Source organism: Kitasatospora sp. NPDC087315 (genome assembly GCF_044744345.1).
Lineage (GTDB): Bacteria > Actinomycetota > Actinomycetes > Streptomycetales > Streptomycetaceae > Kitasatospora.
In genome coordinates, this window is the sequence record NZ_JBIUYD010000011.1 from 58,942 (window position 1) to 84,608 (window position 25,667).

The following is a 25,667-nucleotide window of genomic DNA, read 5'->3' on the forward strand; positions in this document are numbered from 1 at the left end:
ACGCCTTGTCGGCGAGGATCCGCTGCACCTCGGCGCGGTCGTCCTCGGCGCGGGCGGTGTACTGGCCCTCCTTGAGGAACTTGAGGATGTCCTCGTGGGTGCCGCCGAACGCGGCGTTGGCGGCCTTCTGGACGGCGGGGCCGCCGGCGCTGAGGATCTGGGCGACCTTCACCCGGTCGTCGTGCTCGCGCCGATTCGGCAGTTCGACCTCCAGGAAGTGCCGGAGGTCGGCGGCGGTGCCGTCGAGTGCCTTCTGGGCGGCTTCGCGAACGCCGGGCCCCGACTCCTTGTCGGCCAGGATCCGCTGCACCTCGGCGCGGTCCTGCGCCTCCTGGGCCGAGTCGTGGTCCGCCGCGGCGTCGGACGCCGTGTCCGGACCGGAAACACCGGTGGGCTTCGGCTGCTCGGCAGCGGAGGCCATCGACGGGAACAGGACGGTGGGCGCCAGCGCAGCCGCAGCGAGGACTGCGGACACCTTGGGCAACTTCATCAAGCAAACCTGCTTCTCAAGCGGAGATCACGGGGAGAGTTCGTGAACCCGGTCAGCATAGATCGTTTTGCATGATTGGCATATCGACTTTCTTTGCCTGGAGAGCGCCGCCGGACCGGCCAACTCGACGCCCCGCCGTCGTTCTGTTTCCAGGAGTGAGAGGCCACCGGTCAGGCCGCCTTCTGCCGGGCCACCTCGCCGGTGCGCTGGTGGAGCTGGCGGACCGTCCGGTTGCCCAGGTGGGCGGGGAGAGCGGCGTCGAGGGCGCGGAAGTGCTCGTCGCCGCGGACCGAGCTGATCGTCACGTAGTCGTCCAGGAAGGTGTCCCAGGTCGCGCAGGCGGCCTCGATGTGGCCGAGCTCCATCTGGCGCCGCGCGAGCAGCCCGTTGGCGTGGACCCGGCCCTGTTTCCCGTTGGCGGGCCGGGCCCGGTTGGAGAACTGGAGTTCTCTGATGGCCCCGGGGAGGTCGCCGAGTTCGTACAGGACGTGTGCGACGTGGAAGTGATAGGAGGACTGGTCGTAGCCGCCGACGGCGTCGTTGCGGCCGTCGGCCCTGGAGAGCGCCGTCTCGGTCTCCGCCAGCCGGGCGAAGGCCTGTCTGCGGTCCTTCACCATGGCCGCGCCGTGTGCCTGCTGACCGGTCAGGAAGGCCCGCAGGCGCGGGCCCGCGACGGGGGCCGCCTGGGCGGCCGAGTCGGCGAACTCCAGGGCCTTCGAGCCGTAGCCGAGGTTGGCGGCCTGGAGGGCCATGCCGCGCAGGGTGCGGCAGTAGGTCACATGGTCCTGGGCCTCGCGGGCGAGCCTGAGGGCCTGGACGTAGTACTGCTGGCCGAGCCCGTGCGCGGTCTCGTACATCGCCATCCACCCGGTGAGATAGGTGAGATCGGCCGCGGCCGCGAGCAGGTCGGCCTTCACCCGGTCACTGCCGGACGCCTGGAGCCAGGGCCCGACCGAGTTGACCAGGAACGCCGCCGCCATCGGCCGGGCGTGGGCCGCGCCGAGCTCGTCGAGGATGCCGGCGATCCGTTCGGTCACCGCCCGGACGGTCTCGACCTCGCCCTGGCCGATGCGGACGGTGCGGCCCGCCGCCGCGCGGTCGACCGGTTCGGCCGCGCCGTCGAAGCCCGGCAGTGTCAACGCGACCGAGTACAGCCCGGCGGCGAGGACGCCCCGGCGGGACGGGTCCATGTCGGCCCGGCCGATCGACATCAGCTCGGACAGGACGCCCTTCCTGCCGCTGGGCTGGGCGGCGTCACCGAGGCCGGTCTCCTCGGGCGTCACCGGGCGGCCGAGCCTGCGCGACAGCGTCTCCCGGATCACCTCCTGGACCTCGGCACGCGGCCGGGCTCCCGAAAGCCAGTGTGAGACGGACGACTTGTCGTAGGTCAGATGGAGGCCCGCCTCGTTCCCGACGCGGTTCACCGCCCGCGCGAGCTGGTCGTTCCCCCAGGTCGCCTCGTGCATGAGCGAGGCGAGTTCGGTGTTCGGTGTGCGCGGTCGTTGCGCCATCGCGACCCCCGTTCTTCGTTCAACCGGTTCAACGCGGGCACCAGCATCGCCGGTTCTCTCAGGCTCTGTACCCGCGTTGAATCAATGTCAGGCTCCCGGGTGACGCGGCTGTGTTCGCACGATCGTGGTGGGCGGGGGCCGGGTGCTGACGCGGCAGACGAGTCCCGGGCCTCGGCCGGCGGACACAGGCTCACCATCGGATGGAGAAGCAGTGATCACGCGCAGTCCACTCAACACCGCGAGGTTCCCGGTGCCGTACGCCTGGGAGGTCGCGCCGGACGCGGCCGCGGTGCCGTCGGCGCGGAGGCGGGTGGTGGAGGTCGTCCGGGCCTGGGACGCCCCCCTCTCGGACGAGGCGCTACGGGAGGTGGAGCTGTGCGCGGACGAGGTGATCGCCAACGCCGTGGAGCACACCGGCGGCCGCTGCACGGTGACCCTCCGGTGGAGCGACGGCCGGCTCCGGGTGGAGGTCGCCGACCTGTGTTCGGAGCTCCGCGACCGCCAGGACGAGACGGATCCGACCGGCGGTCGCGGTCTGCTGCTGGTGGCGGGGCTGGCACACGGCTGGGGCTGGCACCCGTCCGGTGCGGGCAAGGTGGTCTGGTTCGAGTACGCGGCCGATCGCGAGCCGGACGGCTCCCCGCGCCCCGCACACGGGTGGGGTGCGGGGGAGGACCTCCGGCCCCTGTGGCAGGTGGCGTGATGGGGGCACCTCCCGCCCGCGCGCGCACCGTCCTCGTCGGACTTCTCCGGAAGGGACGTCCCGATGAGCGGCGGGAAGCTGCCGACCAGGGCTGAACTGGGCTGCACCGCCCTGACCTTCACGCTCTCCGGGGGCGTCGCGTTCGCGGCCGCGAGCCTGATCGACGCCGACCAGCCGGAGGTCGGCCGCCTGGTCTGGTGGATGTTCTTCGCCGCCGCCCTGATAACCGGGACGAACTGGTCCGCCGCCTGGCTCCAACGCCGCGACGCCGACCGGCACCGCGACCGCTGACCCCTGACGAAGGCCCCTGCGAGGAGGAGGACCAGCGATCCTCCTCCTCGCACCATGCGTGGAGGACTTCCGTCGACGTGCGGCTACCTGGCCGCCCCGTGCGGCCAGAGCACCTGAACCGGCACTCCGCGCCGTTCCGCGTATGCCACCACGTCGGCCGTCCCGCCGTAGCCCCGGGCCGGCAGGCCGTCCCAGACAGCGAGGAGTCGCTCCGCCAGGCCGACCACCAGCTCACTCCCGGCCATGTGGGCGGCCTCGTCGGACGGCACCATGCCGGTGCGGTGGACGGCCGAGGCGCCGCGCAGCAGCCGGTCGTAGACCGGGTGGTGCCACACGGGCAGGCTGTTCCGGTACTCCTCGGCCGGGATCACGACCTCGAGCCGTCCGCCGCGCTCGAGGACGGTCCCGGCGAGCCAGCTGTCCGGCCCGTCGGCGATACACGACACGACGGTCAGCCCGGCCGGGTCCTGGTCCCGGACGGCGTTCTCCAGCAGCCGTCGGACCTGCTGCTCGATCTCGGCCGTCAGCCCCCGGTGCCCGGTGATCCCGATACGCATCGCGTCCCCTCCCTGGAGATCCCTACAGATACACGCCGTGCAGATGCTCGTCGAAGTCCCTCACGACCTTGGGCGGTGAGGAGGTGGTGAGCGAACGTCGCAGAGCGCGGGCTCGTTCGACGATTCGCCCCGAACGGTAGTGGAGCCCGGTGTCCATGGCCCGTGAAGCGAGCGCAAAGGCCGCTTCAATCCTTCCCGCCGCAAGGTGCCCCGCGGCGATGTCCAGGACCAGCAGCGCGCGCTGCTTCGCATGGCCGGTGGCGAGAGCGGCCGCATCAGCGGTGACGGCCCATTCCGGAAGACCGAGCTTGGCGCCACAGGTCACCCTGAACGAGGCGACCTTGGCTTCGTCGAACGCGAACACCCAGGGCCAGGGCGGCGGTTCATCGCGGGTGTGGGTCTCCGCCGCAGCCCGGCTCCGTGTCAGTGCGCGGTCGGCGCTGCGCTGGTCGCCCCTGGCGGCGTGCCCAAGAGCCTCGACCGAAGACAACCACGCATCGGCGATCGCAGGACGAGTCGGCCCCAGGAACCGGCGCGCCGCGGCTGCGAGGCCGAGTGCTTGTGCGGCATTGCCCGCGTGGGCTTCGAACTGCGCAAGGCTGCCGGCCTGGTAGGCGGCCAGGAGGGGATCCCCTGCCGATCGGGCAGCCTTGACGGCGGACCCGTAGAACGAGCGCGCCGATCCGTTGTCGCCCATGTCCCAGGCCAGCCATGCGGCAAGGCCGGCTGCCTCGCTGGCGACGGCGGCGAGCTTCGTCCGATGGCCGGGGGTCGGGGCTGAACCCACCAGCCCCTGAATCAGCCGCATATGGGAGTGCACCGCACCGGACAGTTCCCGCGAGGGGGTCGATCCGTCCAGGCGGCGGTACGAGGTCGTGCCGAGCCGGAGTGCCGCAGCCTGTTGCCCGGACTCGTCGGGCAGCTCTGGTATGGCTGCGAGTACAGGGGTCGCAGCCATCGCTGCGACCCCTCCGAGGAATTGCCGTCGTTCCACGTGTTCAGTCCCGTTTCCGGCCCGCACGCCCGTGTCGGCGAGGCCGAGCAAGGCCGCTGGGATTCCGAGGTGCGCCGATACGCGGATGAGCACATCCATGGTGTACGGACTGCTGCCGCGCTTTTCCAGGCGGGAGATTGCCGACTGGGAGAGCCCGCACGCCTCGCCCAGCTGGAGCTGTGTCATGCGATGGTGCGTCCTGGCCAGCTCGATGATCTTGCCGTAGTTCCGCGCCCGGGACGCGTCCCGGAGCGCTGTCGAATTCCAGTTCAACAGCCCACTCCACACTACGAGTTTCGACCGGCCCAACCATGCATTCGAATGCGCCTCACGCATATCCGTATGCGAGCACCGCATGCCCGATGGTCTCACGAGCGTGATCGGGCATTCACTGAATGTCATCAAGGGTTTGTTGTCGGACTCGGTGAAGGTGGCCGGGGCGGCAGTGCCGCGGTTCCTGAGGGCGGCCGGGCAGCCCGGCTCCGACGAAGGGTGTTCGTAGTGATCAGTCCGCTCAATACCGCGCGGTTCCCGGTCCTTTCGGAGTGGGGTGTCGCTCCGGATGCGGCTGCCGTGTCGTCGGCGCGCAGGCTGGTGGTGGAGGTGGCCAGGGTGTGGGGAGTCCCGTTCTCGGACGAGGCGCTGCGGGAGGTGGAGCTGTGTGCGGACGAGGTGATCGCCAACGCCGTGGAGCACACGGGGGAACGCTGCACGGTGACCCTCCGGTGGAGCGACGGCCGGCTCCGGGTGGAGGTCGCCGACCTGTGTTCGGAGCTCCGCGACCGGCAGGACGAGACGGATCCGACCGGCGGTCGCGGTCTGCTGCTGGTGGCGGGGCTGGCGCACGGCTGGGGCTGGCACCCGTCAGGTGCGGGCAAGGTGGTCTGGTTCGAGTACGCGGCCGACGCCCTGCTCCCCACGCATGGATGGGGAGCAGGGCGCGACCTCAGACCCCAGGGCCAGATGGCGTGACGGATTCGCCCTCCGCCCGAGTGACCGTTGGGTATTGGCGTGCCGCCGACCAGGGCTGAACTGGGCTGCACCGCCCTGACCTTCACGCTGTCCGCGGGCGCGGCTAGCGTGAGCGAGCGTGGGCCGCCGCGCCGACACCAGGGGGAACGATGGAGAGCCTGCCGGACCATGGCCGGACGGTGCGGAACGGCTCTCTGGCGATGATCGCCCTGGGGGTCCTGCTGTTCGTCCTCGGCGTCGTCTACCTGATACCGCACGACATGGGCGTGACGTCGGTCCTGCGGAGCCGCGGCGTCCACACCCGGGCGGTCGTCACTGAATGCACCGCGGTGAGCGGGCCGGAGGACAACCCCGCAGGAAACTCCGACTGCCGGGTGCGGTTCACGGCGTCCGACGGGACGTCCGTCGAGACCCGACTGGCCTATGTCACCGGGACCGCCCGAGTACGTGACACCGTGGCCGTGGTGTACGACCCCCGGCACACCGGCACCGCCGCCCTCGAGTCGAGCATCGGCGTCCGGGACTCGCTGGTCCGGAACGCGCTCGACGTGGTCGCGCTGATCGCGTCGGTCGTCATGACGCTGCTGGGCCTCGCGGTCCACCTCGCCTACCGCTGGGTCACCCGGGCACGTCCACGGCCGGGGCCGTCCGGAACCTGAGGCCCGGCGGCCGGTCAGCCGATGGAGCGGGGCAGGCGGGTGGTGAGGTAGAGGATGGTGAGGGAGCCGAGCAGCTGGATGCCGAGGACCAGGGCGAGGGCGCGGTCCATGCCCAGGGCCGGGGAGAGCGCCAGGTAGAGGGTGCCGAGGGTGGCGACGCCGAGGGCGAGGCTGGACTGCTGGCTGGTGGCGAGGACACCGCTGCCGACGCCGGCGCGGTCGGCGGGGACCTTGGAGAGAACGACGCGGAACAGCGGGGTGCCGATCAGGCCCTGGCCGATGCCGGCGAGCGCGACGCCGGGAGCCATCCGCAGCGGCGAGAAGTGCTGCCAGTCGGCCAGGACGGTGAGGGCCAGCGTGGCCAGGCCGACGGCCTGGACGACGGCGCCCGCGGTGAGCACCCGGCTGCCGGAGCGGCCGATCAGGCGGGGGCCGGCGAGCGAGGCCCCGAAGTAGCCGACGGCCATCGGGACGAGCGCCCAGCCGGCCGCCACCGGGCCGAGGCGCAGGCCCTGCTGGAGGGCGACCGCCACCACGAACATGAAGCCGCCGAAGCCGGCGAAGTAGGGGAGCGCGATACCGAGCCCGCGTCGCATCTCGGGGATCCGCAGCAGGGACGGCGGCACCAGCGGGGTGCCGCCGCGCAGTTCGGTGCGGCGCTCGACGACCGCGAAGGCGGCGGTGAACACCGGGAAGAGCGCGAGCAGCAGCCAGGACCAGAGCGGCCAGCCGGCCGCGCGCCCCTCCATCAGCGGGACCAGCAGCGAGACCAGCGCGGCGGCGAGCAGGACGGTGCCGGGGACGTCCACCCGGGCGGCCCTCGGGGCGCGGCTCTCCGGGACGTAGCGGACCGCGAGGACGACGGCGAGCAGCGCGAACGGGACGTTCAGCAGGAAGACCGAGCGCCAGCCGGTGCCGAACAGGTCGGCGGCGACCAGCATGCCGCCGAGCACCTGCCCGATCACCACCGAGATGCCGGCCACCGCGCCGTAGACGCTGAGCGCGCGGCCGCGCCGGGCGCCGTGGGTGGCGGCGGTGATGGTGCCGAGCACCTGGGGGATCAGCAGGGCCGCCGAGGCGCCCTGCGCGGCGCGGGCGGCGACCAGGCTCCACGCGCCGGGGGCGAGTCCGCAGGCGAGCGAGGTCAGGGCGAAGGCGACGGCGCCGACGACGAACAGCCGGCGGCGGCCGAAGATGTCGCCGAGCCGGCCGCCGAGCACCAGCAGGACGGCGAAGGCGACGCCGTACCCGGCGGCGACCAGTTCCAGGACGGCGGGCCCGGCGGCCAGGTCGTGGTCGATGGTGGGCAGGGCGACGTTGACGATGAAGAAGTCCAGCATCGGCAGGAACGCCCCGAGCAGGACGGTGACCAGCCCGGCGGTGCCGAGCGCGGCGGTACCGCCGGACGCGGTGCCGGGGGTGGTGGCGGCCGCTCCGGCGGGTCGGGGTGGAACGGTGACGGTGGTCTTGGCGACGGCGAGTTGTTGGGTCACGGGTCCTACCATCCAGGCCACCACACCCTGGTACCAGAGTGTGCTTATCCAGGTATAAGAAGTACCTGGCAACAGGCTCCCGGGTGGCGCATGCTGGGGTGATGAGCCTGACCACCGCCGCCACCGCTCCCGTCGCGAGCGCCGCCCACACCCCCCTCGCGCCCGCCGAGGCCCGGCGGCACGAGCTGGCCGCCTTCCTGCGCAGCCGCCGCGAGCGGATCGCGCCCGACCAGGTGGGCCTGCCGATGACCGGCCGGCGCCGGACGCCGGGGCTGCGCCGCGAGGAGGTGGCGCAGCTCGCCGCGGTCGGGGTCACCTGGTACACGTGGCTTGAGCAGGGGCGTGGCATCCAGGTCTCCACCCAGGTGCTGGACGCGGTGGCCCGCGCGCTGCTGCTCGACCCGAGCGAGCGCGCCCACCTGTTCACCCTCGCCGCGGCGGAGGACCCGGCACCGGTGGTGGAGTGCCCGACGATCACCCCGAGCGTCCGGCTGGTGCTGGACCGGATGGCGCCGTACCCGGCGGGGGTCGTCAACTCCCGCTACGACGTGCTGGCGTACAACCCGCAGTACACCGGGATCGTCGGCGACCTCGACGCACTGCCGTACGAGGACCGCAACCTGCTCTGGCTGGCGTTCACGCCCTCGCGCTTCCGCGAGGTCCTGGTGGACCACGAGAGCGAACGCGAGCTGATGGTGGCCCGGTTCCGCTCGGCGATGGCCGACCACAGTGCCGAACCGGCCTGGAAGGCGCTGCTCTGCCGGCTGCGCAAGGCCTCGCCGGACTTCGAGGCGGCCTGGCAGCGGCACGACGTCCAGCGGCCGGGCAACGGGCTCAAGCGCTTTCACGTCCCGGGCGTCGGTCTGCTGCGCTGCGACTACACCAGCTTCTGGCTGGGCCCGCGCCAGGGGCCGCGGCTGATCGCCTACACCCCCAGGGACGAGGAGACCCGTGAGCTGATGAACCGGCTGCCGACTCGGCTCTGAGCGGCGCGACCGGCGGTGGAGCAACCGGCGGCGCGCGCGGCGGCGGCGCGGCCGAGCACCAGGCAGAGGGCGGCCAGCGGCAGTTCGACGCAGCAGGCCATCACCAGGGCGGCGAGCAGCGGCAGACCCGATCCGGCGGTGCCGATGTCGGCGAGGGCGTCGGCGGCGAGCAGCAGCGCCACCGCGACGGCGGGCCGGAGCGCGGCCGGGCTGCGGCGGCGCAGCAGCGCGTCCAGCCGGAGCAGGGCGGACAGCTCCAGCAGATCGAGGACGACCCAGGCGGTCTCGTGACAGACGGCCAGCACCGCCAGCCAGGGCAGCAGCGCCAGCGCGGCCAGGGCGGGCACCTTCTCCGCGCGGGCCGGCAGGGCCGGCGGCGCGGCGGGGCGGGCGGTCAGAACGGCGGTGCTCATGCGGCACCACCGGTCACGCCGCCGTTCACACCGTCGGTCACGTCATCGGCCGTGCCGGTGTCGGCGGTCGTGCCGGTACCGACGCGGGTGGCGTGGCGGCGGATCCGCTTCAGCGGCCGCCGCTCGCGCACGCCCTCGCCCGGGTGCTCCACCAGGACGCCGTCGAACGAGCCCTCAGCCCAGGCCAGCCAGAACTCCCCGGCCACCGCGACGACATGTCCGGCCGCGGTGATCCGGGCCGGGCGGCCCAGCCACCGCAGCCGTCCGGCGGTGAACCCCACGGTGGGCGCCGTGCCGTCCTGCGGCAGCCGGCCCCAGGCGATGCCATGGGCCCGCCGCCCGTTCCCGCCCGAGCCCGGGTCCGCGTCGTCGGCCACGCAGCGCCGGGCCGCGCACAACAGCTGCGAGGTGAGCCGCGCGGCGACCAGGACATCCACCAACTCGCCGTGCTCGTACACCTCCAGGGCGGCCCGGCCCCGTCCGGCCCGGACGGTGCGCACCGACCACGGGCCGCGCGGCCCGACGGGCAGCCGCCCGTCGCCGTCCCCAGCCGCCCAGGAGGCCGCCCAGGAGGTCGCGGCGGAGCCGGCGCCGGACGCCGCCGGGCCGGGCACCGAGGCCCGGCCGTGTGCCGTCCCGTCTGCCGTCCCGTCTGCCGGTCCGGGCCGCCCGGGCGGCGGGGCGGCGGAGTGCGATGCGGTGCTCGTCATGCCGTCAAGCCTTCCGCGCACCACGCCCGGTGTCGGTAGTGCGCCGCTCCCGACCGGGGGTGTACCCAGCTGCACCCCCGGCCTGTACACCCCTTCATGGCAGCGGCCGATGATCACGCTCTACGCTGTCGGCCATGCCCTCCACCACGCTGCGCCGAGCGCTCGCCAGGGGCGCCGGTCGGCCTCCGTGGTCGGCGGACGTCTGGCGCGACACCCGTTTCACCGCCGCGGGCATCCCGATGGCACTGCCGGTCTGGATGGCCTTCACCCAGTCCAAGCTGTTCGTGCCGGTGGTCCTCCTGCTCCTGGCCTGCCTCCGCCCGCTGACGGCCGTTCAGCGCGGTCGCCTGCGCACCCTGCGCGGGGTCGAGGTGCCCCTGCTGCTGCGGCCGGCCGACGCCCCGTCCGGCCTGCTGCTCCGGCTGCGGACCGGCGTGAACTGGCGTCAGGTCGGCTACCACCTCCTCGTCGGCCCGGTGCTCGCGATCGGCGCGGTGGCGCTGCTGTACGCGTGGGGCGCCGGTCTGGTGATGGCCACCGTCTACGGCTGGGCCTGGCTCATGCCGCACTCCAGCCCGGTGCGGACGGAGTGGCTCACCCTGAACATCCCGGTCACCTTCGGCGGCGTGGCGCTGCTGGCCGTGCTGCCCGGGGCGACGGCCCTGCTGGCGTGGCTGGAGGAGCGCACGGCCCGCCGGCTGCTCGGGCCGGGACTGGCGGAGACCCTGGAGCGCCGGGTCGAGGAGATCGCCGAGAGCCGGGCCGGTGTGGTGGACGCCGCGGACGCCGAGCGCCGCCGGATCGAGCGTGACCTGCACGACGGCGCCCAGCAGCGGCTCACCTCGCTCGCGATGAACCTGGGGCTGGCCCGGCGGACCCTCAAGGACGTCCCGCCCGAGGCCATGCAGGTGATCATCGACGCGCACGAGGAGGCCCAGGCGGCCATCGACGAGCTGCGCGACCTGGTCCGCGGCCTGCACCCGGCCGTCCTGGAGGACCGCGGTCTGGACGCGGCGCTGTCCGGTATCGCGGCCCGGGCCCCGCTGCCGGTGCGGCTCGACGTCGACCTCGCCGAGCGGATCGCCCCGACCGTCGAGGCGGTCGCCTACTTCACCGTCTCCGAGGCGCTGGCCAATGTGGCCAAGCACGCCCGCGCGTCCCGGGTCGACCTCTCGGTCCGGACGGTCGGCGGCCGGCTGCGGCTGGTCATCAGGGACGACGGTGTGGGCGGTGCGGACCCTTCGCGCGGTACCGGGCTGACCGGTCTGCGCAAGCGCACCGCCTCGGTCGACGGCACGCTGTCCGTTCTCAGCCCCCTCGGGGGCCCCACCACCATCACCGTGGAGTTGCCGTGCGCGCTGTGATCGCCGAGGACTCGGTCCTGCTGAGGGTCGGCCTGGTCAAGGTCCTGGAGGCGGTGGGCTTCGAGGTCGCCGCCGCGGTGGGGGACGCCGAGGCGCTGCTCGCCGCGGTCGAGGAGCACCGGCCCCGGGTGGTGGTGGCGGACGTCCGGATGCCGCCCGGTTTCACCGACGAGGGCGTCCGGGCCGCGCTGATGATCCGCCGGCAGTGGCCCGAGGTGGCGGTCCTGCTGCTCTCCCAGTTCGTCGAGGAGCGCTACGCCGCCGATCTGCTGGCCACCAACACCAGCGGGGTCGGCTATCTGCTCAAGCAGCGGGTGGCCAATGTGGACGATTTCGTGGACGCCCTGCAGCGGGTCGCCGAGGGCGGGACCGCGCTGGACCCGGAGGTGGTCGCCCAGCTGCTGCTGCGCCGCCACCGCGACCCGCTGGAACGGCTGACCCCGCGCGAGCGGGACGTGCTCGGGCTGATGGCGGAGGGCCGGTCGAACGCCGCGATCGCCGCCGCCCTGGTGGTCAGCGACAGCGCGGTGGCCAAGCACATCAACTCGATCTTCACCAAGCTGGACCTGCCGCCGGCCGACGACAGCCACCGCCGGGTGCTCGCGGTGCTGCGCTTCCTGGAGGTCGGGTAGCCGTGCGGGAACGTCGTGGCTGGCAGGTCACCGGAACGCTGGCGCTGGCGCTCGTCATGGCGTTCGGCGTCGTGCAGACCTGGGCGATGGTGGTGCAGCAGCGGACGGTGTCGGAGCGCTCGTACGACGTCGCGGTGACGAAGGTGCAGCTGGACACCGGCAGCGCGGCGGTCCGGATCAGGCCCGGTCCCGAGGGCCGGGTGGTGGTGCACCAGAACCTGGACTGGATGGTGCGCGCACCGGTCGTCTCGACCAGTTTCGAGGGCACCGTGCTCACCGTCCGGATGCGCTGCAACCAGGTGCTGCCGATGGCGGACCTCGGCTGCGGCGCGATGATCGACCTGGAGGTGCCGGCCGCGGCCTCGGTGGCCGGCGAGGGGACCTCGGGCAGCGTGGAGATCGCGGACCTCCGCGGGGACGTCCGGCTGAGCCTGACCTCCGGCGCGATACACCTGACCGGGCTCTCCGGCCAGGTGTACGCGAGCACCACCTCCGGGATGGTCCAGGCGAAGGGGCTGAGCTCCGCGCGGGCGGAGGTGAGTGTCGCCTCGGGGTCGGTCGAGCTGGAGTTCTCCGCGGCGCCGCGGTCGGTGGACGTGAGCACCAGGTCCGGTTCGCTGGAGCTGACCCTGCCGCGTGACGCGCACTACAACTTCACCGGGGACATCGGCTCGGGCAGCCGCCACATCGACCCGACCCTGGCCGACTCCTCCAGCCCCAACAGCGTCCGGGTCTCGGTGGGCTCCGGTGTGGTGAGCATCGACGCCGCCGGGAACTGAGCGGCGGACGGCCCGGCCACGGGCCCGGGAGGGCGCCCGCCCGGGTGGGGGACAATGAAGAGTCCCGAACCCCCCGTCCCCGAGGTCAGCCGCGCATGACAGTTCCGTCCGCACCCACCGCGACCACCGCCGAGTTCGCGCCGCTGACCATCGGCCCGATGCAGGTGTGGCCGCCCGTCGTGCTGGCACCGATGGCCGGCATCACCAACGCCCCCTTCCGCACCCTCTGCCGCGAGCAGAGCGGCGGGAAGGGGCTGTACGTCTCCGAGATGATCACCACCCGGGCCCTGGTCGAGCGCAACGCCAAGACCATGCAGCTGATCAAGTTCGACCCGACCGAGAAGCCGCGCTCGATCCAGCTGTACGGCGTGGACCCGGTGACCGTGGGCAAGGCCGCCCGGATGATCGCCGAGGAGGACCTGGCCGACCACATCGACCTCAACTTCGGCTGCCCCGTCCCGAAGGTCACCCGCAAGGGCGGCGGCTCGGCGCTGCCGTACAAGCGCAACCTGCTGCGCGGGATCCTGCGCGAGGCGGTGGCCAACGCGGGGGACCTCCCGGTCACCATGAAGATGCGCAAGGGCATCGACGACGACCACCTCACCTTCCTGGACGCCGGCCGGATCGGCGCCGAGGAGGGCGTGGCCGCGATCGCCCTGCACGGGCGCACCGCCGCCCAGCACTACGGCGGCACCGCCGACTGGTCGGCGATCGCCCGGCTGCGCGAGTCCGTCCCGGCGCACATCCCGGTGCTCGGCAACGGGGACATCTGGTCGGCGCCCGACGCGGTGCGGATGATGCGCGAGACCGGCTGCGACGGCGTGGTGGTCGGGCGCGGCTGCCTGGGCCGGCCGTGGCTGTTCAAGGACCTGGTCTCGATCTTCGAGGGCGAGGTGGACTACGCCCGCCCGGCCTTCGCCGACGTGGCGCGGGCGATGGTGCGGCACGCGCAGCTGCTCGGTGAGTGGCTGGGCGACGAGACCCGCGGCGTGATCGACTTCCGCAAGCACGTCGCCTGGTACACCAAGGGCTTCTCGGTCGGCTCCGAGCTGCGGGTGAGGCTCGCCAACTCCTCCTCGCTGGCCGAGTTGGCCGAAACCCTCTCCCTGGTGGAGCAGTCCCAGCTCTGGCCGGCCGGTGCGGACGGCCCGCGCGGGCGGACCAGCGGCAACAACCGGGTGGTCCTGCCGGAGGGCTGGTTGGACGATCCGTATGACTGCGCCCTCCCCAGTGCGGACGCCGAATCGGACACCTCCGGCGGCTGACCTGTCCGATGTGGCGAAAATGCCCCTCGGGGGGTGCTGGCCGCTACGTCGGAGCCCTCTTGGCCCATCTGGCCAAGAGGGCTCCCTTTTGGCGCATCGATGTCACGGAACGAGCACGATTCTGGACGCAGTGCGACGATTGGCGGAGGCCGACTACGTTCGGCCGGTGAGACGCGCTCGTGACGCTTGCCACACGCGGTGGCGACTGGCGGCCGGTCAGGTGACGAAATGGACAGGTCGGCGGTGAATCGCTTCCCGAAGGGGGCGGCGGGCGATCGGCCGCTCCGGGTGCAGGAAATCAAGCCGGGGCGGCGCGGTGGACCGTCGGCCGCTACCGTCCGTCTCGCTCGTATGATCTTCAGGTTTCCATGCCTTCAAGAGTTGAAGGCTGGCTAGCGTCAGCCGGACGATTTCACCAACAGAGGTGAACGCCTTTATGCGCATTCGATCTGTTGGGTTACCGGTCGGTACTGGCCTCGTACGGCCTATTGGCGGCGCGGAAGTGCCTTTGAAATGGGTATGTTCTCCGGCGTCAGGGCAACCGTGTGCGAGGAGACAGACCCGTGTCGTCCCAGCAGAAGTTTGTTTACTCCTTCACCGAAGGAAACAAGGACCTCAAGGATCTTCTTGGCGGCAAGGGCGCGAACCTGGCCGAGATGACCAACCTGGGTCTCCCCGTCCCTCCGGGGTTCACCATCACGACCGAGGCCTGCAAGGTCTTCCTGGAGACCGGCAGCGAGCCGGCCTCGCTGCACAAGGAGATCAGCTCCCACCTGGACGCCCTCGAGCGGGAGATGGGCAAGCAGCTCGGCCAGGCGGACAACCCGCTGCTGGTCTCGGTCCGTTCCGGTGCCAAGTTCTCCATGCCCGGCATGATGGACACCGTCCTGAACATCGGCCTCTCCGACGCCTCGGTGACCGGCCTGGTCGCGCAGTCCGGCAACGAGCGCTTCGCCTGGGACTCCTACCGCCGCCTGGTCCAGATGTTCGGCAAGACCGTGCTGGGCGTGGACGGCGAGCTGTTCGAGGAGGCCCTGGACGAGGCCAAGCACGCCAAGGGCACCACCAACGACCTGGACCTGGACGCCGCCGACCTCCGCGAGCTGGTCGAGGTGTTCAAGGGCATCGTCCAGCGTGAGACCGGCCGGGCCTTCCCGCAGGACCCGCGCGAGCAGATGGACCTCGCCATCCACGCCGTCTTCCACTCCTGGAACGGCGACCGGGCCCGCCTCTACCGCCGCCAGGAGCGCATCCCCAACGACCTGGGCACCGCGGTCAACGTCTGCAGCATGGTCTTCGGCAACCTCGGCGAGGACTCCGGCACCGGCGTCGCCTTCACCCGTGACCCCTCCACGGGCGCCCAGGGCGTCTACGGCGACTACCTCTCCAACGCCCAGGGCGAGGACGTCGTCGCCGGCATCCGCAACACCCTGCCGCTGGCCGACCTGGAGCAGCTCGACAAGAAGTCGTACGACCAGCTGATGGCGATCATGCGGACGCTGGAGAACCACTACCGCGACCTCTGCGACATCGAGTTCACCATCGAGCGAGGCAAGCTCTGGATGCTCCAGACCCGGGTCGGCAAGCGCACCGCCGCCGCAGCCTTCCGGATCGCCGTCCAGCTGGTGGACCAGGGCCTGATCGACCTGGACGAGGCCCTGATGCGGGTCACCGGCGGCCAGCTCTCCCAGCTGATGTTCCCGCGCTTCGCCCCCGACGCCACCTCCCGGCAGGTCGCCTGGGGCCTCGCCGCCTCGCCCGGCGCCGCGATCGGCAAGGTGGTCTTCGACTCCTACACCGCCGTCAAGTGGTCCCGCTCCGGTGAGAAGGTCATCCTGGTCCGCCGGGAGACCAACCCGGACGACCTGGACGGCATGATCGCCGCCGAGGGCATCCTCACCTCGCGCGGCGGCAAGACCTCGCACGCGGCCGTGGTCGCCCGCGGCATGGGCAAGACCTGTGTCTGCGGCGCCGAGGAGCTGGAGGTCGACACCAAGCGCCGCCGCTTCACCACCCCCGACGGGCAGGTGGTCGAGGAGGGCGACATCGTCTCCATCGACGGCGCGACGGGCAAGGTCTACCTCGGTGAGGTACCGGTCCTGCCGTCCCCGGTGGTGGAGTACTTCGAGGGCACCCTGCACGCCGGTGCCGACGTCCAGGGCGGGCTCGTCCAGGCCGTCCACCGGCTGATGTCGCACGCCGACGTCCGCCGCCGGCTCGCCGTCCGGGCGAACGCCGACAACGCCGAGGACGGCGGCCGCGCCCGCCGGTACGGCGCCCAGGGCATCGGCCTGTGCCGCACCGAGCACATGTTCCTCGGCGAGGAGCGCCGCAAGGAGGTCGAGCACCTGATCCTGGCGGACAACGACAAGGACCGGGAGCTGGCCCTCTCCACCCTGCTGCCGCTGCAGAAGGCCGACTTCCTGGAGCTGTTCCAGGCGATGGACGGCCTGCCGGTCACGGTCCGCCTGCTCGACCCGCCGCTGCACGAGTTCCTGCCCGACATCACCGAGCTGTCGGTGCGCGTCGCCCTCGCCGAGGCCCGCAAGGACCCGAACGAGAACGACCTGCGCCTGCTCCAGGCCGTGCACAAGCTGCACGAGCAGAACCCGATGCTCGGCCTGCGCGGCGTCCGCCTCGGCCTGGTCATCCCCGGTCTGTTCGGCATGCAGGTCCGCGCCATCGCCGAGGCCGCCGCCGAGCGGAGGCTGGCCGGCGGGGACCCGCGTCCCGAGGTGATGATCCCGCTGGTCGGGACCGTCCAGGAGCTGGAGCTGGTCCGCGACGAGTGCGAGCGGGTGCTGGCCGAGGTCGCCGTCTCGACCGGCGTCCGGCTGGACATCAAGCTCGGCACCATGATCGAGCTGCCGCGCGCGGCCCTGACGGCCGGCCAGATCGCCGAGGCCGCCGAGTTCTTCTCGTTCGGCACCAACGACCTCACCCAGACCGTCTGGGGCTTCTCCCGGGACGACGTGGAGGCCTCGTTCTTCACCGCGTACCTGGAGAAGGGCATCTTCGGGGTCTCCCCGTTCGAGACCATCGACCGCGACGGCGTCGGCGCGCTGGTCAAGCACGCCGTCGAGGCCGGCCGGGCCACCCGCCCCGACCTCAAGCTCGGCGTCTGCGGCGAGCACGGCGGCGACCCGGACTCGGTGCACTTCTTCCACGAGGCGGGGCTGGACTACGTCTCCTGCTCCCCCTTCCGGATCCCGGTGGCGCGCCTGGAGGCCGGCCGCGCCGCCATCGAGACGGCGGGCAGCGACTCGCGCTGAGGAGGCATCCCTCGGCGCGGCTCGGCTGACCGCTCCCCCTCCCGTCGGGAGGGCGTACACCGGAGCTCGGCGCAGGAGACCCGGCGTACGTAGCGCGGCCGGGGCAGGAACGGACAATGGCGTCCGTCCCCGCCCCGGCCGCACACGTGTGTCCGCGACCACAGCGGCGGCTGCCCGGCCGGGGTCCGGCCGCCTGCCAAGCTGGAGCGCATGACCAGCAGAAACCGCCTGTCCGTCCTCGTGGCCGTCCTGATCTGCGTGCTCGCCGCCGCGGCCGGGTACGTCCTCTCGGGCACCGACGGCGGCCACCCCAGGGCCGCCTCCTCCTCGTCCGCCACGGCGACCGCGGCCTCCTCGACGGCCTCCTCCGGGGCCGCCCAGACGGCCTCCACAGCGCCGAAGCCGTCCGCCCCCAAGCCGTCCCCGCCGGCCGGCACCACTCCCGCCCCGGCCGGTACCTGGGTACCCGCCGACCCGGCGCTGGCCGACGTCTGCCGGACCAAGCTGCCCGACCAGGCCGTCGACACCCTCGGCCTGATCGCCAAGGGCGGCCCGTACCCCTACCGCTCGGACGGCATCGTCTTCGAGAACCGCGAGAACCGCCTCCCGCGCAAGGCGAGCGGCTACTACCACGAGTTCACCGTGGTCACCCCCGGCTCCGGCGACCGGGGCGCCCGACGGGTCGTCACCGGCGACTCGGGCGAGCAGTACTGGACGGCCGACCACTACGCCTCCTTCCAGGAGATCGACCCGCGCTGCTGAAAGTACTTTCCAAGTCGGAAAGTAGATGCCATAGTGGAATCTCCGAGAGCGCGAACACTCCAGGGGATCCCATGAGCAGCTCCGAACCCGTCCACCTGCCCGCCGCCGAGGCCCTGCGCCTCGTCGAACGGGCCAAGGCCGCCGCGCAGGGGCCGGGCCGACTGCCCTCGTGGTACGGCCCGGCCTTCGCGGTGGCCTTCGCCGTCTACGGAACGGCGCTCGGCCAGGCCATCGGGGCGGGCGTGCCGTGGCTGAGCGGCGTGTTCGGCGTGGCCTTCGCGGTGCTGACCGGCAGCCTGGCCGCGGTTGCCAACCGCAGCGGCGGCATCGTGCGGCGGATGTCACCGGGCCTCGGCCGCCCGGTGGTGCTGGCCGTCCTCCAGGTCCTCGCGGCGGCCCTGGCAGGCCTGCTGCTGGCCTGGGCGGCCGGCGGCGGCGCGCGCTGGATGGGCGCCGCCGCCGGGGTCGCGGCGGGCGCGGCGTTCTGGGCCGCCTCCCGGTGGCTGAACACCCACGTCCGCCGGTTGCTGGAGGAGCGCTGATGCCCGCGCTCGACCCGCTGCTCCAGCATCCGACCAGGCTGACCGTGCTGGCCTTCCTGAGCGCCTGCACCGAGGCCGAGTTCGCCGCCGTCCGGGATCACTGCGAGGTCTCCGACTCGGTGCTCAGCAAGGCCGCGACCGCCCTGGAGGAGGCCGGCTACCTGGTCGTCAGAAAGGGCTACGTCGGCAAGCGCCCCCGCACCTGGCTCGCCGCCACCCGGGCCGGCCACCGGGCGCTGGCCGCCCACCTCGCCGAACTCCAGCGCCTGGTCGCCGCCGCCGAGGCCGCCGGCGCCCTGTGCGCGAGGCTGTCGGCCGACCCGGTGTCCGGTGAGGCTCCGGCCGCCAAGTAGCCTGCGAGCCTGAGTGGTTCGGTCGACAGCGGACGGGTTGCGGGGGCGGGGTCGATGGGTGTGCGCAGAAGGCTCCACGGGGTGGTCGCGGCCACCGTCCTGGCGGCCCTCGCGGTGGGTTGCGGCGGCGCGGAGAAGCCGGGCGGAGCGGACCGGGAGGCCGTCGCCGAGCCGCCGATCGCCCGGACCGCCGCGGCGCCCGCCGACGGCGCCCCGGTCGCCCTGCCGCTCGACGGCTACTCCGTCGGTGCCGACGAGTCCGCGCTGATCTTCCGTGCGATGGGGCAGGCCACCCGGAGCTGCATGGCGGCGAAGGGGTTCGACTACGACCCGGGCGAGGTGCCCGCCGCGCCCCCGGCGACCCCCGTCGACCCGGGCACCCTCGGGCTGCTCTCCGCGACGGCGGCGCGGCAGACCGGCTACCACCGCCCGCCGCGCCCGGCCGGCGGCGTCAGCGGGACGTCCGGGAACGGACCGGCGCGGAGCGCGGAGTTCCAGCGGGCGCTCCAGGGCGAGGCCGGCCGGAAGGCCGGCCTGGCGGATTCCGGGGCCGATCGCGGCTGCATGGGGGAGTTCGAGCGGCAGTTGCAGGCGGCCGGCGTGAAGAGCACCGCGTCGGACCTGGTCGGGACGCTGCGGACGAAGGCGTACGACCGCTCGTCGTCGGACAGCAGGGTGACGGCCGCCCTGTCCGCGTGGCACTCCTGCATGGCCGCGCTCGGCTACGGCTACGCGAATCCGGTGCAGGCCAGTTCGGCGGCCTGGCCCGACCCGGTCTCCCAGCAGGAGAAGGACACCGCGACCGCCGACATGGACTGCAAGGCGCGGACGGGGCTGCTGGAGACCTGGTACGCGGTGCAGACCGCGTACCAGCAGCAGTACATCGCCGGGAACGAAGCCGCGCTGGAGGCGGTCAGGGAGACGTCCGGGCGGCGCGTCGCCGCGGCGAAGAGGGCGCTCGGCCGGCTCTGAGAGCGGCGTCGCCGATGCCCGGTCCGGCGCCCTGCGCGGCTCCGGTGCGCTACCGGGCCCGGCGCCAGCTGATCCGGGCGTGCGGGCCGTGCGGGCCGGCGGCGAGCAGGGCGCCCAGCTCCCGCAGCACCGGGGCCGGGTCGCGACGGAGCTGGACGGGGGTGGTGCGGACGACCGGGAGGCCGGCGGCGGTGAGGCGGTTGGCCCGGGCCAGGCCCCGCTCGTGGTCGGCCGGGCGCAGGTGCCAGGCGCGGGAGTCGATCTCCAGGGCCACACAGGCCTGCGGCCAGTAGGCGTCCGGCACGGCGAGGAAGCGGCCGTCCAGGAACAGAACGGCGTTCCAGAGCGGCTCGGGCAGACCGGCCTCCCGCAGCAGCGCGCGGGCCTCGCCCTCGACCACCGAGCGCACCCCGGCCGTCAGGTCCTCCACCACCTGCGCGACCTGCGGCAGCCCGGGCGCGCCCGGCCGGGCGAGCAGTTGGTCCAGCAGCTCGCCGAGCGCGCAGTGGCGCCGCTGCACCGCCTCCGCGCAGAGCGCCCGGAACCGCCGCTGCCCGGTCTCCCGGGGCGCGAGGTCGGCCAGCGCCCGGGCGACCGTGGTGCTCCAGAGCCCGTCGTCCCGTTCGAGGCCGCCCGGCATCGACCCGGCCGCCCGGTGGATCCGGACGAACCCCCGGTCCGCGACCCGGCGCGCGCCCGGGATCAGCACATCGACCTCCGCCAGGTCGGCCGGGTGCCCGGCGCTCGGCAGCCCGGCGTCGGCGAGCACCGCCACCCCGGTCAGCAGCACCTCCCCGGCCAGCGGCGCGCGGCCCTTCGGGCCCGCGTACGCCAGCGCCGCGCGCAGCCGCTGATGCGGGCTCAGCCGCCCGGTCTGCAGGCAGATCACCCGGGGCAGCACCTGCTGCCAGGGGCCGCCCGGCCGCAGCCGGTGGGCGATGGTGCCGGGCGGCACACCGAGCCGCCGCAGCTGGGCCCGGGTGATGATGTGCTGCTGGTCGGCGCCCAGCAGCAGCAGTGGGTCGATCTGGTCCGCACAGGTCATGCCCCGGGTCCTTCCCGCCCGGATAGGGTGTATGCGAAACATCGCCCGCCCGGGGAGCCGCGGTAAAGATGTTGACGGAGCGTCGGCCGGGCCGCTGAGCTTGGCCGTGATGACCACTTTCCCGAGCAGCCCCGCGCTCGACGTGCTGCACGCGCTCAACGGCCTGTCCGTCGGCGACGCCCTCGGCGCCCAGTTCTTCGTACCCGCCACCGCCGCGGCCCACTTCGCCGCCCGCACCGCCCCGCCCGGCCCCTGGCCGTGGACCGACGACACCGAGATGGCCTGCTCGGTGTCGGCGGCGCAGATCGAGCGCGGGCACATCGACACCTTCGACCTCACCCACGCCTTCGCCCGCCGCCACGACTTCGACCGCGGCTACGGCCCGGCCGCCAACCGCCTGCTCCGGCTGGTCCGGGAGGGCGGTGACGCCCGGCGACTGGCCGCCGAACTCTTCGACGGCCAGGGTTCGTACGGCAACGGCGCCGCGATGCGGGTCGCCCCGCTGGGCGCCGCCCACGCCGCCGACCCGGCCGCCGCGGTGCGGCCCGCCGCCGACACCGCCGTGATCACCCACACCCATCCGCAGGCCGTGGACGGCGCGATCGCGGTCGCCGTGGCCGCCGCCTGGGCGGTGCGGGCGCGGACCGAGCCCATGACGCCGGAGGGCTTCCTGGCGGCCGTCGTCCGGCTCACCCCGCGGGGGGCCGTCCGGGACGGCCTGACCGAGGCGGTCGGGCTGCTGGCCGAGCCGGACCTCACGGTGGCCGCCCGGCTGCTCGGCAACGGCAGCCGGGTGAGCGCCGCCGACACCGTCCCGTACGCCCTCTGGTGCGCGGCCCGCCGGCTCGGCGACTACCCGGCGGCGGTCTGGGAGGCGGTGGGCGCGGGCGGGGACATGGACACCGTGGCCGCCATCACGGGCGGCGTGGTCGCCGCGCACACCGGCACCGCCGGCATCCCCGAGGCCTGGCTGGCGGCCCGGGAACCGCTGCCGGCCTGGGCCTCCCCGGCGCCGGGCGCCGTCTCCGGCGGCCCGGACGACACCGGGGCGGGGATGCGGCTCCCGCGCCCGCACCCCGTGCCGGAGGTGGTCTGGACGGGCGAGCAGTGGGAGCGCATCCGGCAGGGCGGGCCGGTGGGCGCGCCGGACCACCGCTGGCACGTCCACACCCGGGAGGGCGTCGTCCGGCTCCGCCACCCCCGCGGCCACACCGTGTGGGAGGTGACGGTCGCCCCCGGCCGCGACGGCTGGCGGCCGGTCTCCGCGCTGGTGGAGGCCGGTCCGGACCGGTACGAGCCGGGCCCCGACGGCCTCACCCGCGTCCTGCGGGCCGCCGCCACCGGCGAACGGTAGCCCTCAGGCGGTGATCAGGTGCCCGGTGCCGCCGCCGTGTCTAAGGCACTCCTGGTTGATCGCCGGATCCGGGGCGCTCGGGGAGGTGGCGGCGGCGATCCGCAGCTCGATGATGTCCCGGACGGCGGGCCACTCCGAGTCGAGGATCGAGTAGAACGCGGTCGACCGCACCACACCGTCCAGGCCGCGCGAGTGCGCCCGGCGGACGCCCTCGGACGTCGCGCCGAGGCGTTCGATCGCGGCGCGCGAGCGCAGGTTGCGGGCGTCGGCGCGCATCGAGATCCGCTGCACGCCCCACTCCTCGAAGGCGTACCGCAGCATCAGCAGCTTGGCCTCGGTGTTGATGCCGGTGCCCTGGGCGCGCGGCGAGAGCCAGGTGTTGCCGATCTCGGCGGCGTCCGGCACGGCCGTGGCCGGATCGCCGAACGGGACACCGGGGACCGGCGGCCAGACGACCGGGCCCTGCCAGTAGTCGAGTTCCAGGAACCGGGTGGAGCCGACCACCCGGCCGTCCGCGGCGTTGACCGTCGCGAACGGCAGCGACCGGCCCGCGGCCTGGTCGGCGAGCGCCCGCGCGATGTAGTCGCGGGCCGCTTCCAGACCGTGCGGGACGGGGGTGAAGGCGTAGGTCGTACGGTCCTCGGCGCCGGCCTGGGCGATGGCCTCGGCGTGATGCGCGGCGAGGGGCTCCAGCCGCACGGTGCGGCCGGTGAGGATGACAGGTACGGGCACGGAACCTTGGCCCTTCGGCGGTCGGAGGGCGCCTCCCGCACCGGGGTCGCGGCGCGGGTTGCGTGGACGGTCGCCCCGGCCCCGGAGTCCGTCCGCCGGTACCCGTGCAGGCCGGAGACCGGCGGAGCGGGGCGGGGGCGGCGGCCCGGAGGCGGGCAGCGCGGTGCCGGAACGGACACGGGTCGACGGACCGGTCCGGCGGGGATGAGCGAGGGGACAGTGTGCGTCCGCGAAATGGCCGAGGAGGAAACGAGTGCGCGAAGGGAAGCGGGCGGCCAGGTGAAGGCAAGATGCGTCGTGGGTGGCTGGCCGAGCACCGGGCCGGGACGTGATCGACGGCGTTACGGACGACGTGACGACGACGCGACGATGCGAGGCAGCGAGAGGACGATACCCGCCAGAAGGCGGTGCGTCACTTCGCGGTACACGAATGGGCGCGCGGGTCTGCCGGGCCCGCGCCGGAGAGGCGCTTTCAACGCCTGTGACCAGGGGATTCTCCACCAGGTGCGATCATGGTCGAGGCGGCCTTCCGGCGGGGCGCCGAGCGGTCGACGGAGGTGCCGCGCCGCGATGCCCGGCGGTCACGGGAATTCCGGCGGGGCCCGGCACGCTGCAGTCCAGGAGAAGCCGGTACGGGTGTGACGAGTAGAGGACGGGGTTGGGTGCGCGGTGCGTGATCCCCAGGCGCTGTACGAGCTGGATCAGCAGGGCGTGGCGGCCGTGGCCGACGCGATCACCGCGTTGGGCGACACCGGCGCCGGCCTGGTGCTGCTCCACCACTTCGAGGGCTTCATGGACGCCGGCGAGGCCGGCGGCCAGGTGGTGGCCCATCTGCTGGAGCAGGGATCGCCGCAGGTGGTCGCCCGCTTCGACCACGACCGTCTGGTGGACTACCGGGCCCGTCGCCCCGCGATGGTCTTCGACCGCGAGCACTGGTCCTCCTACGACCCGCCGGAGATTCTGCTCCAGCTCGTCCACGATGCGGCCGGCTCGCCGTTCCTGCTGCTCAGCGGGCCCGAGCCGGACGTCGAATGGGAGCGCTTCACCGCCGCCGTGCGCGAGCTGGTCGAGCGCTTCGAGGTCCGGCTGACGCTGGACTTCCACGGCATCCCGATGGGCGTGCCGCACACCCGCCCGGTGGGGCTGACGCCGCACGGCAACCGGCTGGACCTCGCGGCGGGCTACCCGCAGTGGTTCGAGCAGGCCCAGGTGCCCGGCAGCGCGCAGGCCCTGCTGGAGTACCGGCTCGCCGAGGCCGGGCACGACGTCCTGGGCTTCGCCGTGCACGTGCCGCACTACGTGGCACGCTCGGAGTACCCGGCGGCCGCGGTGCTGGTCCTGGAGGCGGTGCAGTCGGCCACCGGCCTGGTGCTGCCGGGCACCCGGCTGCGCGAGCGGGTCGGTGAGGTCTACGCCGACATCGAGGAGCAGCTGGCCGGCGGGGACGGCGAGCTGCGCTCGGCGATCCGCGGCATGGAGGGCCAGTACGACGCCGTGGCGGGCGCGGAGAGCCGGGAGAGTCTGCTGGCCGAGCCCGCCGACCTCCCCTCGGCGGACGAGCTGGGCCGGCGCTTCGAGCAGTTCCTGGCCGAGCACGAGCGCGGGCCCGAGTAGGCCTTGAGCCCGGGCAGGTCCTGAGCCCGGGCAGGTCGTGCGACGGCCGGAGGAATTCCCGTCCGGGCGGGAGCCATCCGGCGCCGTCGTTCGTTGGCCCTGAGGTGCCCGGGGGACGGGCCGCCGCACAGAGAGCGACGCCGGCTCCTACCCCCGGGGGGACTTCATGCCAACGCCCAGGAACATGCCCGCGAGCATGCCCACCAGCACGTACCGGACCGCGGCCGGCGCCCTGTCGGCCGTCCTGGCCGCGCTGGTGCTGGCCGGCTGCGCGGGCGGCGGATCGGACGGCGGCCCGGCCGCCGCGCCGGACGGTGCCCGCGCGGCGCGGGCCGGCGCGCCCCCGACACCCACCCCGACGCCCACCGGTCCGTACGTGGCGCTCGGCGACTCGTACACCGCGGGCCTGAAGGTCGCCCCGCAGGTGGGGGAGCCGAAGGGCTGCGCCCGCTCGGCGGCCAACTACCCGTCCCTGGTGGCGAAGGCGCTCGGGCTGGCGGACGGGCAGTTCCGGGACGTCAGTTGCAGCGGCGCCCGTACCGGTGACCTCACCGGCACCCAGCACACCGACAGCGGCTCGAACGCGCCGCAGCTGGACGCGCTCTCCCCGGCCACCCGGCTGGTCACGGTCGGGATCGGCGGCAACGACGCCGGGTTCATGGAGGTCGTCACCCAGTGCGCCAAGGAGAACCTGGTGGACGCGGTGAAGGGCCTGGTCGGCACCGACCGCGTCGACGCGCCGTGCCGGGAGCACTACGCCTCCGCCGGCGGCGCCGCCGACCAGGTGCAGCGCAAGGTGGACACGGCCGGTGAACGGCTGGCCCAGGTCCTCCAGGAGATCAAGCGCCGCTCCCCGCAGGCCAGGGTGTACGTGGTCGGGTACCCGGCGCTGCTCCCGGCCGACCCGGCGAGCTGCGTACCGGTGCTCGGCAAGGCCGTCGCCGCCGCCGACCTGGCCTTCCTGACCGAGAAGCAGCAGCAGCTGAACGCGATGCTGAAGAGCCGGGCGGCCGGTGCCGGGGCGGTCTTCGTGGACGCGGCCGCCCCCTCGGCGGGCCACGACATGTGCGCGGGCGAGGCCACCCGCTGGGTGGAGCCGCCGTTCCCGGCGCCCGGTCTGGCCGCGATCCACCCCAACGCCAAGGGCGAGGAGGGCATCGCCGACGCCGTGCTGAAGGCCGTCCGCGGCTGAGGCGCCGCGG

The 25,667-nt window shown here is 73.5% G+C and carries 26 protein-coding genes; 17 read left to right on the forward strand and 9 right to left on the reverse strand.

What is annotated here, in order from left to right; genetic code table 11:
- Together ACIO5D_RS17490 and ACIO5D_RS17495 are read right to left on the reverse strand one after the other, a co-directional pair.
- Positions 1–490 (reverse strand): ALF repeat-containing protein (locus tag ACIO5D_RS17490; RefSeq protein WP_400796128.1); only part of this gene is annotated, 490 nt, incomplete at its 3' end.
- A 170-nt stretch (positions 491–660) separates the two neighbouring features.
- Positions 661–2,001: a hypothetical protein gene (locus tag ACIO5D_RS17495; RefSeq protein WP_363607207.1), complete on the reverse strand. Its 1,341-nt coding sequence runs from the start codon at positions 1,999–2,001 to the stop codon at positions 661–663.
- A 211-nt stretch (positions 2,002–2,212) separates the two neighbouring features.
- Between ACIO5D_RS17495 and ACIO5D_RS17500 the strand changes: the two genes are divergently transcribed.
- Together ACIO5D_RS17500 and ACIO5D_RS17505 are read left to right on the forward strand one after the other, a co-directional pair.
- The gene (locus ACIO5D_RS17500) at positions 2,213–2,704 is read left to right on the forward strand and encodes an ATP-binding protein (protein ID WP_363607205.1); all 492 of its coding nucleotides are present in this window, start codon (positions 2,213–2,215) and stop codon (positions 2,702–2,704) included.
- A gap of 63 nt (positions 2,705–2,767) precedes the next feature.
- Positions 2,768–2,995 (forward strand): hypothetical protein, encoded by a 228-nt coding sequence (locus ACIO5D_RS17505; RefSeq protein WP_400796131.1) that lies wholly within the window; start codon positions 2,768–2,770, stop codon positions 2,993–2,995.
- A gap of 83 nt (positions 2,996–3,078) precedes the next feature.
- On the opposite strand, the gene ACIO5D_RS17510 is transcribed toward ACIO5D_RS17505, so the two are convergent.
- Positions 3,079–3,552, reverse strand: a complete 474-nt coding sequence (locus tag ACIO5D_RS17510; protein WP_363607203.1) for a hypothetical protein — start codon at positions 3,550–3,552, stop codon at positions 3,079–3,081.
- Positions 3,553–3,574: 22 nt separating this feature from the next.
- Positions 3,575–4,819, reverse strand: a complete 1,245-nt coding sequence (locus ACIO5D_RS17515; protein ID WP_400796133.1) for a helix-turn-helix domain-containing protein — start codon at positions 4,817–4,819, stop codon at positions 3,575–3,577.
- A 69-nt stretch (positions 4,820–4,888) separates the two neighbouring features.
- On the opposite strand from ACIO5D_RS17515, the gene ACIO5D_RS17520 reads away from it, so the two are divergent.
- Positions 4,889–5,518 carry an ATP-binding protein gene (locus ACIO5D_RS17520; protein ID WP_400796373.1) on the forward strand — a complete coding sequence of 210 codons (630 nt, stop codon included), beginning with the start codon at positions 4,889–4,891 and terminating at the stop codon, positions 5,516–5,518.
- Positions 5,519–5,667: 149 nt separating this feature from the next.
- Positions 5,668–6,177: a DUF3592 domain-containing protein gene (locus ACIO5D_RS17525; RefSeq protein WP_400652044.1), complete on the forward strand. Its 510-nt coding sequence runs from the start codon at positions 5,668–5,670 to the stop codon at positions 6,175–6,177.
- A gap of 14 nt (positions 6,178–6,191) precedes the next feature.
- Here ACIO5D_RS17525 and ACIO5D_RS17530 read toward each other — a convergent pair whose 3' ends face one another.
- Entirely contained in the window at positions 6,192–7,682 is a 1,491-nt protein-coding gene (locus ACIO5D_RS17530; protein WP_400796136.1) for an MFS transporter, read from the reverse strand.
- Positions 7,683–7,771: 89 nt separating this feature from the next.
- Here ACIO5D_RS17530 and ACIO5D_RS17535 point away from each other — a divergent pair, with 89 nt between their 5' ends.
- Positions 7,772–8,656, forward strand: coding sequence for a helix-turn-helix transcriptional regulator (locus tag ACIO5D_RS17535; protein ID WP_400796139.1), 885 nt, complete (start codon positions 7,772–7,774; stop codon positions 8,654–8,656).
- On the opposite strand, the gene ACIO5D_RS17540 is transcribed toward ACIO5D_RS17535, so the two are convergent.
- Both ACIO5D_RS17540 and ACIO5D_RS17545 read right to left on the reverse strand, forming a co-directional pair.
- Entirely contained in the window at positions 8,596–9,069 is a 474-nt protein-coding gene (locus ACIO5D_RS17540; RefSeq protein WP_400796142.1) for a hypothetical protein, read from the reverse strand. The two genes, ACIO5D_RS17535 and ACIO5D_RS17540, sit on opposite strands and share 61 nt — an antisense overlap.
- Positions 9,066–9,779, reverse strand: coding sequence for a hypothetical protein (locus tag ACIO5D_RS17545; RefSeq protein ID WP_400796145.1), 714 nt, complete (start codon positions 9,777–9,779; stop codon positions 9,066–9,068). Before ACIO5D_RS17545 ends, ACIO5D_RS17540 begins: the two co-directional genes overlap by 4 nt.
- A 134-nt stretch (positions 9,780–9,913) precedes the next feature.
- Here ACIO5D_RS17545 and ACIO5D_RS17550 point away from each other — a divergent pair, with 134 nt between their 5' ends.
- The 9 genes from ACIO5D_RS17550 (at position 9,914) to ACIO5D_RS17590 (ending at position 19,720) form a co-directional block, all read left to right on the forward strand.
- The gene (locus ACIO5D_RS17550; RefSeq protein WP_363607193.1) at positions 9,914–11,143 is read left to right on the forward strand and encodes a sensor histidine kinase; all 1,230 of its coding nucleotides are present in this window, start codon (positions 9,914–9,916) and stop codon (positions 11,141–11,143) included.
- The gene (locus ACIO5D_RS17555) at positions 11,131–11,775 is read left to right on the forward strand and encodes a response regulator transcription factor (protein ID WP_363607192.1); all 645 of its coding nucleotides are present in this window, start codon (positions 11,131–11,133) and stop codon (positions 11,773–11,775) included. Before ACIO5D_RS17550 ends, ACIO5D_RS17555 begins: the two co-directional genes overlap by 13 nt.
- 2 nt (positions 11,776–11,777) lie before the next feature.
- Positions 11,778–12,554, forward strand: a complete 777-nt coding sequence (locus ACIO5D_RS17560) for a DUF4097 family beta strand repeat-containing protein (RefSeq protein ID WP_363607191.1) — start codon at positions 11,778–11,780, stop codon at positions 12,552–12,554.
- 95 nt (positions 12,555–12,649) lie between these two features.
- A complete protein-coding gene (dusB, locus tag ACIO5D_RS17565) occupies positions 12,650–13,819 on the forward strand; it encodes a tRNA dihydrouridine synthase DusB (RefSeq protein ID WP_363607189.1) in 1,170 nt (389 codons plus the stop codon).
- A 563-nt stretch (positions 13,820–14,382) separates the two neighbouring features.
- Positions 14,383–17,091 (forward strand): pyruvate, phosphate dikinase, encoded by a 2,709-nt coding sequence (gene ppdK, locus ACIO5D_RS17570; RefSeq protein WP_363607188.1) that lies wholly within the window; start codon positions 14,383–14,385, stop codon positions 17,089–17,091.
- A gap of 210 nt (positions 17,092–17,301) precedes the next feature.
- The gene (locus ACIO5D_RS17575; RefSeq protein WP_400652056.1) at positions 17,302–17,853 is read left to right on the forward strand and encodes a ribonuclease; all 552 of its coding nucleotides are present in this window, start codon (positions 17,302–17,304) and stop codon (positions 17,851–17,853) included.
- Between the two features lie 71 nt (positions 17,854–17,924).
- A complete protein-coding gene (locus ACIO5D_RS17580; RefSeq protein WP_400652059.1) occupies positions 17,925–18,395 on the forward strand; it encodes a hypothetical protein in 471 nt (156 codons plus the stop codon).
- Positions 18,395–18,748 (forward strand): transcriptional regulator, encoded by a 354-nt coding sequence (locus ACIO5D_RS17585; RefSeq protein WP_400652062.1) that lies wholly within the window; start codon positions 18,395–18,397, stop codon positions 18,746–18,748. The genes ACIO5D_RS17580 and ACIO5D_RS17585 overlap by 1 nt, the downstream gene beginning before the upstream one ends.
- A gap of 60 nt (positions 18,749–18,808) precedes the next feature.
- Positions 18,809–19,720, forward strand: coding sequence for a hypothetical protein (locus tag ACIO5D_RS17590; protein WP_400796148.1), 912 nt, complete (start codon positions 18,809–18,811; stop codon positions 19,718–19,720).
- Between the two features lie 49 nt (positions 19,721–19,769).
- On the opposite strand, the gene ACIO5D_RS17595 is transcribed toward ACIO5D_RS17590, so the two are convergent.
- Entirely contained in the window at positions 19,770–20,765 is a 996-nt protein-coding gene (locus tag ACIO5D_RS17595) for a hypothetical protein (protein ID WP_400796151.1), read from the reverse strand.
- A gap of 109 nt (positions 20,766–20,874) precedes the next feature.
- On the opposite strand from ACIO5D_RS17595, the gene ACIO5D_RS17600 reads away from it, so the two are divergent.
- A complete protein-coding gene (locus tag ACIO5D_RS17600; RefSeq protein WP_400796154.1) occupies positions 20,875–22,119 on the forward strand; it encodes an ADP-ribosylglycohydrolase family protein in 1,245 nt (414 codons plus the stop codon).
- Between the two features lie 3 nt (positions 22,120–22,122).
- Here the strand turns inward: ACIO5D_RS17600 and ACIO5D_RS17605 are convergent, their stop codons facing one another.
- Positions 22,123–22,851, reverse strand: coding sequence for a GNAT family protein (locus tag ACIO5D_RS17605; RefSeq protein ID WP_363607178.1), 729 nt, complete (start codon positions 22,849–22,851; stop codon positions 22,123–22,125).
- 669 nt (positions 22,852–23,520) lie between these two features.
- Here ACIO5D_RS17605 and ACIO5D_RS17610 point away from each other — a divergent pair.
- Both ACIO5D_RS17610 and ACIO5D_RS17615 read left to right on the forward strand, forming a co-directional pair.
- Complete coding sequence (locus ACIO5D_RS17610) at positions 23,521–24,465, forward strand: PAC2 family protein (RefSeq protein ID WP_363607177.1); 945 nt, start codon at positions 23,521–23,523, stop codon at positions 24,463–24,465.
- Between the two features lie 196 nt (positions 24,466–24,661).
- Positions 24,662–25,657, forward strand: coding sequence for an SGNH/GDSL hydrolase family protein (locus tag ACIO5D_RS17615; protein ID WP_400796156.1), 996 nt, complete (start codon positions 24,662–24,664; stop codon positions 25,655–25,657).
- Positions 25,658–25,667: the final 10 nt, after the last annotated feature.